Here is a 14,012-nt window from a genome sequence, read left to right as displayed (position 1 = left end):
CGCGGGTCGCACCGGCTGCGGTCCAAGATCGGGCGGGGGCTCGTGGGGGTGAGCACGGTTGGACCGCCCGGACGTTACCCACCGGTACTCAGTACGGATAGGGGGCCCTGACCAGATGTTTCCTGCGTCACACGTTTTTCCGCGTACTCGGCGCACAGTAGTCCACCCCACTGACACCGGGGAAGTAATCGCAGGTCCGGCGCCCTCTACCGAGTACGCGGACGGCGTTCTAGGGTGATCGGCAAGGGAGGCGGAGGCATGAGAGTCAACGTGGTGAGCGACGTACATGGGAACGCGCGAGACCTCGCGACGGCGGGAGAGGGCGCGGACGCGCTCATCTGCCTCGGCGACCTGATTCTCTTCCTTGACTACGCGGACCACTCGCGCGGCATCTTCCCCGACCTCTTCGGCGAGGCGAACGCCGACCGGATCGTGGAGCTGCGCACCGCGCGCCGGTTCGAGGAGGCGCGTGAGTTCGGCCGCGAGCTGTGGGGCGGGCTCGACGGCGAGCCCGCGGCGGCCATCGAGGGCGCCGTGCGCCGTCAGTACGAGGAGCTGTTCGCGGCCTTCCCCACACCGACGTACGCCACCTACGGCAATGTCGACATGCCGGGGCTCTGGCCGGAGTACGCGGGGCCCGGTACCACCGTCCTCGACGGCGACCGCGTCGAGCTGGCAGGCCGCGTCTTCGGTTTCGTCGGCGGTGGTCTGAGCAGCCCGAGCCGCACCCCGTTCGAGATCTCCGACGAGGAGTACGCGGCCAAGGTCGAGGCGCTGGGCGAGGTCGACGTCCTGTGCTCGCACATCCCGCCCGACGTGCCCGAGCTGCTGTACGACACCGTCGCCCGCCGCTTCGAGCGGGGCAGCCGCGCCCTGCTGGACGCCATCCGCAGGACGAGGCCCCGGTACGCGCTGTTCGGCCATGTCCATCAGCCGCTGGCCCGCCGGATGCGTATCGGCGCCACGGAGTGCGTGAACGTGGGCCACTTCGCGTCGACCGGACGACCCTGGTCTCTGGAATGGTGAGGGGTGAGCACGCGATAGCCTGCACGCTGCGTACCCAGTCCTCAGAGGAGCACGGCGATGGCGGAGCACACCAGTTCGAGCATCACGATCGAGGCGGCAGCGTCCGAGGTCATGGGCGTGATCGCCGACTTCGAGCGCTACCCGGACTGGACCGGTGAGGTCAAGGAGGCCGAGGTGCTCGACCCCGGGACCCGCGGCCGCGCAGAGAAGGTCAGGCTGGTGCTGGACGCCGGCGCGATCAAGGACGACCACACCCTCGCGTACACCTGGACCGGTGACCAGGAGGTCAGCTGGACGCTGGTGAAGTCGCAGATGCTGCGCGCCCTGGACGGTGCGTACACCCTCGTCCCGCTGGCCGGGGGCGCGCACACCGAGGTCACCTACCGGCTGACCGTCGACGTCAAGATCCCGATGCTCGGGATGATCAAGCGCAAGGCGGAGAAGGTCATCATCGACCGCGCCCTGGCCGGCCTGAAGAAGCGCGTGGAGTCCACTTCCGGGGTCGAATCCGCAACTGGAGCCTGAGCCCGATGCGTACGGTTCTGGTCACCGGCCCCGGCGGTGCGGGCCGTACCACCATCGCCGCCGCCAGCGCGCTGGCCGCGGCCAAGCGTGGTGACCGCACTCTGCTGCTCACCACGGAGCCCACCGACGACCTGCTCGGCACGGCCACCGGATCCGACCTCGCGGAACCGGCCGGGATCACCGACGGACTGTGGGCGGTGCGCGTCGACACCGGCGCCCACTTCCGTACGGAACTCCTCGCGTTCCAGGAGCGCGCGGCCGCCGTGCTGTCCATGCTCGGCGCCCGCGAGCTGGCGGGCGAGGAACTCACCGAACTCCCGGGCAGCGAGGAGTTCGCCCTGCTCCACGCCCTGCACCGGGCCTCGGACGGTGACTGGGACGTCCTCGTCGTCGACCTGCCGCCGCTGCGCGACGCCCTCGCCCTGCTCGCCCTGCCCGAGCAGCTGCGCCGCTACCTGCGGCGCCTCGTACCGCGCGAACGGCAGGCGGCCCGCGCGCTGCGCCCGATGATGGCCCAGCTCGCGGGCGTGCCGATGCCCTCGCAGTGGCTGTACGAGACCGTCGCGCGCCGGGACGCGGAGCTGGCCGCCGTCCAGTCGCTGCTCGCGGCCCCCTCGACCTCGCTGCGGCTGGTCGCGGAGCCGGGGCCCGCCGCGCAGGAGTCGCTGCGCACCGCGCGCACCGGAGCCGCCCTCTTCGGCCTGCGCGTGGACACCCTCGTGGCGAACAGGCTGCTGCCGCGCGGTTCCGTCGACCCCTGGCTCGCGACCCTGGCGGCGCAGCAGCAGAAGACCCTGGAGGACTGGTACGGGGAATGGCCGGCCGACGGCGTCTCCCTGTGCGAGGTGGGCCATCTGGGCCGGGATCCGCACGGCGTCGGCGACCTGGTCCTGCTGGACCTGGAATCGGACTGCACGGCCTTCGGCGGGACGGGCAGCGGCGCTGCGGGCGCGGCAGGCGCCGGCGCGGGTGGGGCGGCCGCCGGCGGCGGGCTCTCCGAGGGCGACGGCCTCGCGGTGGAACGGGACAGCGGGCAGCCGGTGCCGTCCTCCGCCCCCTGGCGCGTGGAGGACAGGATCGCGGAAGAGGATCTGCTCGTCTGGGTCCTGCCGCTGCCGGGAGCGGTCAAGAGCGACGTCAAGCTGGTCCGCAGGGACGACGAACTCCTGCTCACCGTCGGCCCGTTCCGCCGTATCGTCGCGCTGCCCTCGGCTCTGCGCCGCTGCACGGTCACGGGCGCGGCCCTCACGGACGGCGAGCTGCGGGTCAGGTTCTCGCCGGATCCCGGCCTCTGGCCCCGCACCGACTGATCGGCCCGGGCACGGGCGCCGAGGGGCCGGGTGCGGGCCGAGGGCTCCGGGTACGGGCGGCCTCGCGCACGGACTGAACGGTGCCGGCGGCCACGGTGATCTCGGGCCAGTGCCACGCGCGCGGACTGAACGGTTCGCGGGCGTTCGGGTACCGTCGAAGTGACGAATCCTTTTGCCGCCCCGGTGGCGGAAGGCCCCGTGTCCCAGACGCAGGAGTACCCCATGAGCGATGCCAGCGAGCGCCCCGACGCGGACTCGGACGCCTGGGCCACGGCGGCCGCCGAGGATCTGGCGGCGGAGAAGGCCCGCCGCCGCCAGGAGTACGGCCAGCCGCCCGGCTCCGCCGCCGAGGAACTGCGCAAGCTGGTCGACGCCGTCGCCGACAAGGTCTCCTCCCTGCAGAACCCGCTGCTCGGCATGGTCGGACAGGGTGCGGTACAGCAGTTCATCAACCAGGCCAAGGCCGCCGTCGAGCCGGTCATCGAGCGCAACCCAGCGGTCTTCGACCATCTCGCGGCCGCCGGGACCGAGCTTCTCGCCGCGTACCGCACCGCCGTCGAGAACCAGGAGAGCCGCTGGACCCAGGGCCCCGGCGCTCCCTCCGGCGACGCGGCTCCTGACGACACCGGCGACACCGGCAACACCGGCAGGACCGCGCGGACTTCGGACGCGGAGCCGGGCGGCACGTACGACATGAAGAAGTCCGACGACCCGACCGACCCCCGCGACGAGGGGCCTGGCCCGGACGGTCATATCGACCTGGACTGACGGCCGGTGGCCTGCCCTCGGGTACGGTTGGGCCCTAGCGCTCGATTGAAATCTGAGGGACACATGGGACTCACCATCGGCGTCGACATCGGCGGCACGAAGATCGCGGCCGGCGTGGTCGACGAAGAGGGCACCATCCGGGACATGCACAAGGTGCCCACGCCGTCGACCGCCGAAGGCATCGTCGACGCGATCTGCGCCGCGGTCTCGGGCGCCGGGGCCGGACACACGATCGAGGCGGTGGGCATCGGCGCCGCCGGTTACGTCGACGACAAGCGCGCCACCGTGCTGTTCGCGCCGAACATCAACTGGCGCCACGAACCGCTCAAGGACAAGGTCGAGCAGCGCGTCGGCCTGCCCGTGGTCGTCGAGAACGACGCCAACGCGGCGGCCTGGGGCGAGTACAGGTTCGGAGCCGGGCAGGGCCACGACGACGTCATCTGCATCACGCTCGGCACCGGCCTCGGCGGCGGCATCATCATCGGCAACAAGCTGCGGCGCGGACGCTTCGGTGTGGCCGCCGAGTTCGGGCACATCCGGGTCGTCCCCGACGGCCTGCTGTGCGGCTGCGGCAGCCAGGGCTGCTGGGAGCAGTACGCGTCCGGCCGGGCCCTCGTCAGGTACGCGCGCCAGCGCGCCAACGCGACCCCGGAGAACGCGGCGACGCTGCTGGGCCTCGGCGACGGCACCCCGGACGGCATCGAGGGCAGGCACATCAGCGCCGCGGCCCGTGACGGCGACCCGGTCGCCATCGACTCCTTCCGCGAGCTGGCCCGTTGGGCGGGCGCGGGTCTCGCCGACCTGGCGTCGCTCTTCGACCCGTCCGCGTTCATCGTCGGCGGAGGTGTGTCGGACGAGGGCGAGTTGGTCCTCGACCCGATCCGCAAGTCCTTCCGGCGCTGGCTGATCGGCGGCGAGTGGCGTCCGCACGCCCAGGTGCTCGCCGCCCAACTGGGCGGCCAGGCAGGCCTGGTCGGCGCGGCGGACCTGGCGCGACAGGGCTGATCCGTACGACTGTGCCCGCCGCACCCGGTTCAGGGCGCGGCGGGCACAGCTGTGCCGTGCGGGTGGTACAGCCGTGCCGGGCCCGGTCCACAGCCCGCTCGGGCGGCGGGCACAGCTCTGCCGGGCCCGTGGCACAGCCCGGTCGGGCGCTCCGCACGGCGTCCCGTATCTTGTCGGCATGGTGATCCACTCACTGCCCGACTCCCGTACCGAGCCGGACGGTTCGGCCGTGATCCGCGTACTCAGCTACAACATCCGCTCGATGCGCGACGACCGCGAGGCGCTGGCCCGGGTGATCCGGGCCTGCGCGCCCGACCTGGTGTTCATCCAGGAGGCACCGCGGTTCTTCCGCTGGCGCAAGCGCGCCGCCTGGCTGGCCAGGCAGACGGACCTGGTGGTGCTCAGCGGCGGCGCCACCGCGGCGGGCCCGCTGCTGCTGTGCTCGCTGCGCGCGACCGTGGAGCGTACCGAGGACGTCCTGCTGCCGCTCACCCCCGGCCTCCACCGGCGCGGGTTCGCGACCGCCGTCGTACGGTTCGGACGCGCCAGGATGGGGTTGCTGTGCTGCCATCTGAGCCTGAACGGCGATGAGCGTTACGCACAGGCGGGGATGGCGCTCGACCGTCTCGCGGCCATGGACGTACCGCACACCATCGCGGCCGGCGACCTCAACGACCGCCCCACCGGCCGCAGTTTCCGGCTGCTGGCCGAACGGCTCCAGGACTGCTGGACGGCGAAGCCCTGGGGCGGCGAACACACCTGGACGCCCGCGCTGCCTGAGCGGCGCATCGACGCGGTCTTCGCGAGCCAGGGCATCGACGTGCTCGGCTGCGGAGTGCCCAGCGGCCTGCCCGGCATCAGCGAGCGCGACCTGAGAGCGGCCACGGACCACCTGCCGGTGCTGGCCGCGCTGCGGGTGCCCGCGTCCTCGTGACGCGGGCCCGCGTACGGGTCCTGCCTGGACCTGCTACACCACCGCGCCGCGGCCCGGGTCGTCCGTCTCGTCGTCGTCATGCTGCATCCGGGCCACCAGCGTGGCGAAGCCGCCCAGGAACCCGCCGATGCAGACCGTCGTGAGCCACCACGTCATGTCCCACTGGAGCAGGACGGCGACCAGCATCAGCACCGGGCCCCCGGCGACCCCGAGCCAGGCGAACTTCGCCGTGACGTCGGACTCGGGCAGGGACGGCGGCTCCGGCGGTACGAAGTGGCCCTCGTCATCGTCGTCGAAGTCGTCGTCCCGGGCCTCCGGCGGTGAGTAGTCGCGCGGGCCGCCGACACCGGGTGCGAAGACCACCGAGGTGCCCAGCCCGGCGGAGCCGGCCGTCACCGGCTTCCCCTCCTCGGAGGTGGCCCCGGCGGAGTCCTCCGAGCCGTTCTCGGGGCCGTCCTCGGCGTCCCGCTCCTGAGCCGAGGCCGGATCCGACGTCACGTCCGCGTCCCCGTCCGGCGCTGTCGAATTCCGTGCGCCTTCCAGCACGGCGAGACCGTCCACCGACTTGAAGGGCTTCGCGCCCGGCGGATCCGCCGGCTCCTCCCCGTACCCGGCGACGATCGCCGCCCAGGCCGCGTCCTCGTCGATCGGCTGCGGCTCACGGTCCGCGTCATGCTCAGCCACCGGTGGTGTTCCCCTTCTTCCCGACACTCGGAGCGAGCCGACCGATGAACGCGTGACTCTCCTCGAAAATCAGCTCCGCGTCATGGTCCAACGTCGCCACGTGGTAGCTCTGTTCCAGCAAAACCTCCCGGACATCCGTCGAGGAGACACGGGAGAGGATCCGGGCCGAGTCCTCCGGCGACGCGACATGGTCCTGCGGGCTGTGCAGCAACAGCAGTGGCTGGGTGACCTGCGGCAGCGCCGTGTCCACGATCCGGAAGAGTGCGGTCATCGAGTACGCGGCCTGCAGCGGCACCCTGCCGTAGCCCAGCTCCTCGCTGCCCTGCTTGGCGATGTCGTTCGCGATCCCGCGCACCGACGGGACCAGATGCCGCACGAGCGGCAGGGCGCGCGCCGCCGCGCCGCGCAGCTTGATCGCGGGATTGACCACCACCACCCCGCTGACGGCCCTGCCGTGCTTCGCCGCCAGCCGCAGCGCGAGCGTCCCGCCCATCGAGAGCCCGAAGACGAAGACCTGCTCGCACCGCTCCCGCAGTTCCCACAGCGCCCTGTCGACCTCCGCGTACCAGTCCTGCCAGCCCGTGACCTGCATGTCCTGCCAGCGGGTGCCGTGTCCCGGCAACAGGGGCAGGGAGACGGAGAGACCGCGCGCGGCCAGATACTCGGCCCAGGGACGCAGCGACTGCGGGCAGCCGGTGAATCCGTGACAGAGAAGGACGCCGACCTCACCGCCGTCATGGCGGTACGGCTCGGCTCCAGGCAGGACCGGCACCAGGGGTCTCCTGTTCGTGAATGTTCGCGGGGCTCCGAAAGGTGGTACTTCACCGTACGCGACCGGACCGACACCGACCAGATCCACCGACGACTGGGCAGGCGTCACACGTTATGGTCGGGCGGACATCACAGGAGGAAGTCGAGTTGATCTACGGTGCAATGAAGTTCTCCATCGGAGGCTCGCTGAAGCTTGCCTTCAGGCCCTGGGTGGAGGGCATCGAGAACATCCCGGCCGAGGGCCCGGCGATCCTGGCGAGCAACCACCTCTCGTTCTCCGACTCGTTCTTCCTGCCGGCCGTGCTCGACCGCAAGGTCACCTTCATCGCCAAGGCGGAGTACTTCACCTCGCCCGGCGTCAAGGGCGCGCTCACCGCGGCCTTCTTCAAGGGCGTCGGACAGCTGCCCGTGGACCGTTCCGGAGGCCGGGGCGCGGGCGAGGCGGCGATCGCCAGCGGCATCAAGGTCGTGGAGAGCGGTGAACTCTTCGGTATCTACCCCGAGGGCACCCGCTCGCCGGACGGCCGCCTCTACCGCGGCAAGCCGGGCGGCCTGGCGCGCGTCGCGCTCGCCACGGGCGCGCCCGTGATCCCGGTGGCGATGATCGACACGGAGAAGATCCAGCCGCCCGGCAAGGTCGTGCCCAAGCTGATGCGCCCGGGGATAAGGATCGGCAAGCCCCTGGACTTCAGCCGTTACCAGGGCATGGAGGGCGACCGCTTCATCCTGCGGTCGCTGACCGACCAGGTCATGTACGAGATCATGAAGCTCTCGGGCCAGGAGTACGTGGACATCTACGCGACGGCCGCCAAGCGCAGGATCGCCGACGAGGCGAAGGCGGACGCCGCGAAGGACGGTGCCGCGCGCGCCGACGGCAAGGACACGGGCACCGAGAGGTAGGGAACGGCCGGAAGACCACGAGACAGGGAACGGCCCGGAAGAACGGGGGGCCATGGCCGAGCGTGAGCGTGTCGTGAGGATGTCCGTCGAGCAGCCGCTCTGGCGGGCGCTGATGGCCTACCGCGTGCTCACCATGGTCTACGCGGTCGCCCTCTTCGTCTACGAGCGCCACACGTTCGAGCGCCCCGCGGTCGCCGTCGCGTATCTCGCGGTCCTCGCCGTCTGGACGCTCGCGACCCTCCCCAAGGTGGCCGGCGCCGCCAGCTGCACCCGGGGCTTCCTGATCGGCGATCTCACCGTCGCACTCACCGGGATCCTGCTCACCCCGCTCGCCGACCTCCAGGCACGGACCGCCGACGGATCCACCCTGCCGTCGATATGGACCGCGGGCGCCGTCCTGGCCTTCGCCATCAAGGGCGGCTGGCGGCTGGCCTGCGTCGCTTCCTCGTTCGTCGCCGCCGCCAACCTCGTCGAGCGCGGCGACCCCAGCAGGGACACGTTCCACAACGTCCTGCTCGTCTGGGTCGCCTCCATCGGCATCGGATACGTCGTGGAGGTCGCCCGCGCCTCCGAGCGCACCCTCGCCCGCGCCCTGGAGATCGAGGCCGCCACCCGCGAACGGGAACGGCTGGCCCGCGGCATCCACGACAGCGTGCTCCAGGTGCTCGCCATGGTGCAGCGGCGCGGCACGGCACTGGGCGGCGAGGCCGGCGAACTGGGACGGATGGCGGGGGAGCAGGAGGTCGCGCTGCGCACCCTCGTCGCCGGCGGACTCGTGCCCGCCACGCGCGCCTCCCAGGACGCGGCCGGCGGCGACGTGGCCGGTACCGCCGGGTCGGGCGGCGGACCGGACGGGCCCGCCGCCGATCAGGGGCCGGTCGATCTGCGCTCGCTGCTCGCGCCGTACGCGGGCTCCAAGGTCACCTTCGCGGAACCGGGCGCCCCCGTCCTGCTCCCGCCCGCCGCCGCCCGGGAACTGGCGGCCGCTGTCAGTGCCGCCCTGGACAATGTCACCCGGCACGCGGGAGCGGACGCGCGGGCCTGGATCCTGGTCGAGGACTGGCCGCACGAGGTGATCGTGACCGTACGGGACGACGGCCCTGGCATCCCCGGGGGCCGGCTCGCCCGGGCGGAGGGCGAGGGCCGCCTCGGTGTCGCCCTCTCGATCCGCGGCCGGCTGCGCGAACTGGGCGGCACGGCCGAACTGATCTCGGTGCCGGGTCAGGGTACCGAGGTCGAATTGAAGGTTCCACGACCGAAACCTCCACGGGGGAAGGCAGCACGATGACCGAGCACGGCGAGCGGAGCGAACCGCGGCGCCCGATCAGGGTGATGGTGGTCGACGACCACCCGATGTGGCGGGACGCGGTCGCCCGCGATCTGGGCGAGGCCGGGTTCGAGGTGGTCGCGACGGCGGGCGACGGGCCGCAGGCGGTGCGCCGCGCGCGGGCCGCCGTCCCGCAGGTGCTCGTCCTCGACCTGAACCTGCCGGGCATACCGGGCGTCCAGGTCTGCAAGGAACTGGTCGGCTCCGATCCCGCGCCGCGGGTCCTGGTGCTCTCCGCGAGCGGTGAGCACGCCGACGTACTCGAAGCGGTGAAGTCGGGGGCCACCGGCTACCTCCTCAAGTCGGCCAGTACGGACGAGCTGATCGACGCGGTGCGCCGCACGGCGGCCGGCGATCCGGTCTTCACAGCGGGCCTCGCGGGCCTGGTGCTCGGTGAGTACCGCAGGCTCGCTTCCGACCCCGCGCCGGCCGCCTCCGGTGAGCCGGGCGCGCCCCGGCTCACCGAGCGCGAGACCGAGGTGCTGCGGCTGGTCGCCAAGGGGCTCTCGTACAAGCAGATCGCCGAACGGCTGGTCATCTCGCACCGCACCGTGCAGAACCACGTGCAGAACACCCTCGGCAAGCTGCAACTGCACAACCGCGTCGAGCTGGTGCGGTACGCGATCGAGCGCGGTCTCGACGACATCTGAGCGGCTGGCCGGCTGCCGGGGCCGGCGTCACGCCCGGCCGGCCGCCCCCGCGCCCCGCGAACCCGTACGGCTGCCGTCCCGCATCCCGTCCCGTACGCCGTCCCGCACCCCGGCGAGCAGCCCGGCGACGACGGCCGGGCCGTTCAGCGTCAGTACGGACTCCGGGTGGAACTGCACCGAGGCGAAACCGGGCCCGCGCAGCGCGTGCACCTCACCGGTCTCCGGCTCGCGGCTCACCTCCACACCGTGCGCGGCCAGTTCGACGGCGGTCTCGTCGTCGCAGCGCGCCGTGAAGCTGTTGTAGAAGCCGACGGTCTCCGGTCGCCCGAAGAGACTGATCCTCGTCTGCGCGCCCTGGTACGGCACCTGCTTGCGTACGGTCTCCAGACCCAGTTCGGCGGCGATCAGCTCATGGCCGAGGCAGACACCGAGCACGCCGTGGCGCCCCTCGCGGATCAGCCCGGCCGCGAGCGCGCGCAGCAGCCGCATCTTCGGATCGTCCGCGTCCGCCGGATCGCCGGGGCCGGGACCGAGCACCACCGGGCCTTCGTGCGCGAGCGCCGCCGCTCGCAGGCCCGGCTCGTCGTAGCGCCGTACCGTCACCTCCAGGCCCGAGGCGCGCAGCAGGTGGGCGAGCATCGCGGTGAAGGTGTCCTCGCCGTCCACGACCAGCGCGTGCCCGGTGAGGGGCGCGGGCTCGGTGCGCATCCTCAGCCAGAACGGTGCGAGGTCCGCGCGCCTGGCGTCCAGCGCGGCCCGCACCCGCGGATCGTCTGCCAGCCGGGGGCGGCCGGCCTCCGTGCGCGGGCGCCCGGCCCGTACACCCAGGGCGGCCAGCACACCCGCCGCCTTGGCATGCGTCTCCGCGACCTCGCCCGCCGGGTCGGAGTGGCGTACGAGAGTGGCTCCGACCGCGACCCGCAGCCCGCCGTCACGGTCGATGTCGGCGGTGCGGATCAGGATGGGGGAGTCGAGGGTCTGCGCGCCGCCGCTGTCCCGGCCGATGAGCGCGAGCGCGCCCCCGTAGTAGCCGCGTCCGCCCGTCTCGTGGCGCTCGATGACCCGGCAGGCGTTCTGTACGGGTGATCCCGTGACGGTCGCCGCGAACATCGTCTCCTTCAGCACCTCGCGCACATCGAGCGAGGACCGGCCCCGCAACTCGTACTCCGTATGGGCGAGATGGGACATCTCCTTGAGCCTGGGGCCGATCACCACCCCGCCCCGGTCGCCGACGGCGCACATCATCTTCAGCTCCTCGTCCACGACCATGGAAAGCTCCTCGGTCTCCTTGCGGTCGCCGAGGAAGGCGAGCAGTGCCTCCGGAGCCGGCCCCTCCGGCGGGTAGCGGAACGTCCCGCTGATCGGGTTCATCACGACGGTCCCGCCGCTCATCCGCACATGCACCTCAGGGCTGGCGCCGACCAGCGTGCGCTCCCCGGTGTGCACCACGAAGGTCCAGTACGCGCCGCGCTCCGCGACGAGCAGCCGACGGAAGAGAGCGAGGGCGTCGGCCGCGCGGAAGCCGGGGACACGGGCCTCGAAGGTCCGCCGGATGACGAAGTTCGCGCCCTCGCCCCGGCCGATCTCGTCGCGGATCACCCGCCGCACGATGTCCGCGTACCGCTCGTCGCCGATGTCGAACGCGCCGCCCTCGACCCGTACGCCGTGGGCGGTCAGCCGGCCGACGGCCTCGGTCAGGGGCAGTTCGTACGTCTCGTCCGCGACGAGTACCGACAGCGGTGTCCCGTCGTCCCGTACGTCGAAACCGCGCTCCCTGATCTGCCGGTACGGCACCAGGGCGAGCACGGGACTGTCGCCGACGGGGAGGTCGGCGAGCCGCCGGACCTCGCGCACGGAACCGGTGAGGAGTTCCACGGTCTCGTGGTCGCGCCCGGGGGTGCGCCGGCGCAGGAGCGCGAAGGGCGGGCCGTCACCGTCCCCGAGACGGGCGAGCAGTCTGTCGAGGGGCGCCGTCCCGGCGGACGGTACGTCGGGGGTGAGCGGCAGGGGAGGCATGGGCGGTTCCTTCCGGAGAGGGAGGAACGGCCCGCTTCCCCGGGCCCGGCCCGGAAACACCGAAGGCCGCCCCTCGGGCGGCCTTCGCGATTCGTGGTGCGCGCTGAATCAGTGGGCCGCCGGACGAGCGGTCCACCACCAGGTCTGATTCGAAAGCGCGAACATGCGAGGAACCATAGCGCACACGCGGCGTTCCACAGTGTGAGCCGGAGCCGTCCCACCGCCCGGGACCCCGTAGCCTGGCTGTGTGACAGTGAACGCTGAGAACCCCGCGACCCCTGTGCCGTCCTGGCACGATCTTCCCGCTGCCCAGCAGCCGGAGTATCCCGACCGGGAAGCGCTGCGCGAGGTCGTGGCCGAGCTGGAGTCGTACCCGCCGCTCGTCTTCGCGGGCGAATGCGACCAGCTGCGCACCCGGATGGGGGCGGTCGCCAGGGGCGAGGCGTTCCTGCTCCAGGGCGGCGACTGCGCGGAGGCCTTCGACGCCGTCTCCGCCGAGCACATCCGCAACAAGCTGAAGACGCTGCTCCAGATGGGCGCGGTCCTCACGTACGCGGCGTCCGTGCCCGTGGTGAAGGTGGGCCGGATCGCCGGGCAGTACTCCAAGCCGCGCTCCAAGGGCACCGAGACCCGCGACGGCGTGACCCTGCCGACGTACCGGGGCGACTCGGTCAACGGCTTCGCCTTCAACGAGAAGGACCGGATCCCCGACCCGGAACGTCTCAAGCGGATGTACCACGCGTCGGCCGCGACGCTGAACCTGGTCCGCGCCTTCACCACCGGCGGCTACGCCGACCTGCGCCAGGTGCACGCCTGGAACCAGGACTTCGTGAAGTCGTCCCCCTCCGGGCAGCGCTACGAGCAGCTGGCGCGCGAGATCGACAACGCGCTGAACTTCATGAAGGCGGCGGGCACCGACCCGGCGGAGTTCCGTACCGTCGAGTTCTTCTCCTCGCACGAGGCGCTGCTGCTGGACTACGAGTCGGCGCTGACCCGCGTCGACTCGCGGACCGGCAAGCTGTACGACGTCTCGGGCCACATGGTCTGGATCGGTGAGCGCACCCGCCAGCTGGACGGCGCGCACATCGAGTTCGCCTCGCGGATCAGCAACCCCATCGGCATCAAGCTCGGCCCCACGACCACCGTGGACGAGGCGCTGAGCTACGTCGACCGCCTCGACCCCGAGCGGGAGCCCGGCCGGCTGACCTTCATCGTCCGGATGGGCGCGGACAAGGTCAGGGACAAGCTCCCCGAGCTGGTCGAGAAGGTCACGGCGTCCGGCGCGCAGGTCGCGTGGATCTGCGACCCGATGCACGGCAACACCTTCGAGGCGGCCTCGGGACACAAGACCCGGCGCTTCGACGACGTGCTGGACGAGGTGAAGGGCTTCTTCGAGGTCCACAAGACCCTCGGCACCCACCCGGGCGGCATCCACGTCGAGCTGACCGGCGACGACGTCACGGAGTGCGTGGGCGGCGGCGACGAGATCTTCGTGGACGATCTGCACCAGCGCTACGAGACGGCCTGCGACCCGCGCCTCAACCGCAGCCAGTCGCTGGACCTGGCGTTCCTGGTCGCGGAGATGTACCGGGCGCAGTAGCGGTACTGATCAGACGGCTGACGTGGGGCGCGGATCGATGTGATCCGCGCCCCACTGGCGTACCCGGGCTTCGAATGGCGGCAGGTCGTGGGTAAGGTTAGGTTTGCCTCACCAAGAAGCGGTGGCGCCGACCAGCAATCCCGTTCGATCTGCCTGGTCCTGTCTGGTCCTGTCTGAATTCCGTCTGAACCCGTCTGATCTCGTCCGGAGGTGAACCCGCGTGTACGTGTGCTCGTGCTTCGGGATCACCGAGCAGCAGGTCAGGGAACACGCGGATGCGGGGGCGTGCACGCCGCGCCAGATAGCCTCGGTCAGCAAGGCCGGCACGGACTGCGGCTCGTGCGTACGCCGTATCCAGTCGCTTCTCGGCCGGGGCGGCTGCCCGCGCCGTGAGCTGCTGGACCAGGGGACCTCGGCGTTCGGGCAGGTGGCGCAGGTCCGGGCCCAGGCGCCCGCCGGCCTTGAGGAAGCCGCTTAGTTGCGGGCCGCGAAGGTG

General features: G+C 71.9%; 15 protein-coding genes. 11 read left to right on the top strand and 4 right to left on the bottom strand.

The window, feature by feature from the left end:
* The first annotated feature begins 270 nt into the window (after nucleotides 1–270).
* The 6 genes from ACIP6N_RS05410 (at nucleotide 271) to ACIP6N_RS05385 (ending at nucleotide 5,568) form a co-directional block, all read left to right on the top strand.
* The gene (locus tag ACIP6N_RS05410) at nucleotides 271–1,026 is read left to right on the top strand and encodes a metallophosphoesterase (RefSeq protein ID WP_401813501.1); all 756 of its coding nucleotides are present in this window, start codon (nucleotides 271–273) and stop codon (nucleotides 1,024–1,026) included.
* Nucleotides 1,027–1,083: 57 nt separating this feature from the next.
* Nucleotides 1,084–1,551, top strand: a complete 468-nt coding sequence (locus ACIP6N_RS05405) for an SRPBCC family protein (RefSeq protein WP_401813070.1) — start codon at nucleotides 1,084–1,086, stop codon at nucleotides 1,549–1,551.
* 5 nt (nucleotides 1,552–1,556) lie between these two features.
* Nucleotides 1,557–2,861, top strand: coding sequence for an ArsA family ATPase (locus tag ACIP6N_RS05400; RefSeq protein ID WP_401813068.1), 1,305 nt, complete (start codon nucleotides 1,557–1,559; stop codon nucleotides 2,859–2,861).
* 222 nt (nucleotides 2,862–3,083) lie between these two features.
* Complete coding sequence (locus tag ACIP6N_RS05395; protein WP_401813066.1) at nucleotides 3,084–3,629, top strand: DUF5304 domain-containing protein; 546 nt, start codon at nucleotides 3,084–3,086, stop codon at nucleotides 3,627–3,629.
* A gap of 63 nt (nucleotides 3,630–3,692) precedes the next feature.
* The gene (locus ACIP6N_RS05390) at nucleotides 3,693–4,634 is read left to right on the top strand and encodes an ROK family glucokinase (protein WP_401813064.1); all 942 of its coding nucleotides are present in this window, start codon (nucleotides 3,693–3,695) and stop codon (nucleotides 4,632–4,634) included.
* Nucleotides 4,635–4,812: 178 nt separating this feature from the next.
* Nucleotides 4,813–5,568: an endonuclease/exonuclease/phosphatase family protein gene (locus ACIP6N_RS05385; protein WP_401813062.1), complete on the top strand. Its 756-nt coding sequence runs from the start codon at nucleotides 4,813–4,815 to the stop codon at nucleotides 5,566–5,568.
* Nucleotides 5,569–5,601: 33 nt separating this feature from the next.
* Here the strand turns inward: ACIP6N_RS05385 and ACIP6N_RS05380 are convergent, their stop codons facing one another.
* Nucleotides 5,602–6,252: a hypothetical protein gene (locus tag ACIP6N_RS05380; protein ID WP_401813060.1), complete on the bottom strand. Its 651-nt coding sequence runs from the start codon at nucleotides 6,250–6,252 to the stop codon at nucleotides 5,602–5,604.
* Nucleotides 6,245–7,024, bottom strand: a complete 780-nt coding sequence (locus ACIP6N_RS05375; RefSeq protein ID WP_401813058.1) for an alpha/beta hydrolase — start codon at nucleotides 7,022–7,024, stop codon at nucleotides 6,245–6,247. The genes ACIP6N_RS05380 and ACIP6N_RS05375 overlap by 8 nt, the downstream gene beginning before the upstream one ends.
* A 146-nt stretch (nucleotides 7,025–7,170) precedes the next feature.
* Here ACIP6N_RS05375 and ACIP6N_RS05370 point away from each other — a divergent pair, with 146 nt between their 5' ends.
* Genes ACIP6N_RS05370 through ACIP6N_RS05360 form a run of 3 tightly spaced genes read left to right on the top strand, consistent with a single transcriptional unit; the run spans nucleotide 7,171 to nucleotide 9,900 of the window.
* A complete protein-coding gene (locus tag ACIP6N_RS05370) occupies nucleotides 7,171–7,923 on the top strand; it encodes a lysophospholipid acyltransferase family protein (RefSeq protein WP_401813057.1) in 753 nt (250 codons plus the stop codon).
* Nucleotides 7,924–7,975: 52 nt separating this feature from the next.
* Nucleotides 7,976–9,211 (top strand): MacS family sensor histidine kinase, encoded by a 1,236-nt coding sequence (gene macS / locus ACIP6N_RS05365; protein WP_401813055.1) that lies wholly within the window; start codon nucleotides 7,976–7,978, stop codon nucleotides 9,209–9,211.
* Nucleotides 9,208–9,900: a response regulator gene (locus ACIP6N_RS05360; protein ID WP_401813053.1), complete on the top strand. Its 693-nt coding sequence runs from the start codon at nucleotides 9,208–9,210 to the stop codon at nucleotides 9,898–9,900. Before macS ends, ACIP6N_RS05360 begins: the two co-directional genes overlap by 4 nt.
* Before the next feature lie 27 nt (nucleotides 9,901–9,927).
* Here the strand turns inward: ACIP6N_RS05360 and ACIP6N_RS05355 are convergent, their stop codons facing one another.
* Both ACIP6N_RS05355 and ACIP6N_RS05350 read right to left on the bottom strand, forming a co-directional pair.
* Entirely contained in the window at nucleotides 9,928–11,916 is a 1,989-nt protein-coding gene (locus ACIP6N_RS05355) for an anthranilate synthase family protein (RefSeq protein WP_401813052.1), read from the bottom strand.
* 108 nt (nucleotides 11,917–12,024) lie between these two features.
* A complete protein-coding gene (locus ACIP6N_RS05350; RefSeq protein ID WP_370748118.1) occupies nucleotides 12,025–12,081 on the bottom strand; it encodes a trp operon leader peptide in 57 nt (18 codons plus the stop codon).
* A gap of 82 nt (nucleotides 12,082–12,163) precedes the next feature.
* On the opposite strand from ACIP6N_RS05350, the gene ACIP6N_RS05345 reads away from it, so the two are divergent.
* Together ACIP6N_RS05345 and ACIP6N_RS05340 are read left to right on the top strand one after the other, a co-directional pair.
* On the top strand, nucleotides 12,164–13,516 hold the full coding sequence (locus ACIP6N_RS05345; RefSeq protein ID WP_401813051.1) for a class II 3-deoxy-7-phosphoheptulonate synthase: 1,353 nt from the start codon (nucleotides 12,164–12,166) through the stop codon (nucleotides 13,514–13,516).
* Between the two features lie 220 nt (nucleotides 13,517–13,736).
* Nucleotides 13,737–13,994: a bacterioferritin-associated ferredoxin gene (locus ACIP6N_RS05340; RefSeq protein ID WP_401813049.1), complete on the top strand. Its 258-nt coding sequence runs from the start codon at nucleotides 13,737–13,739 to the stop codon at nucleotides 13,992–13,994.
* The last annotated feature ends 18 nt before the right edge of the window (nucleotides 13,995–14,012 follow it).

The sequence above is a fragment of the Streptomyces sp. NPDC088725 genome (assembly GCF_044751305.1).
Taxonomy (GTDB): Bacteria; Actinomycetota; Actinomycetes; order Streptomycetales; family Streptomycetaceae; genus Streptomyces.
The sequence above is the reverse complement of the archived record's forward strand: the minus strand, read 5'-3'. Positions and strand labels throughout refer to the sequence as shown.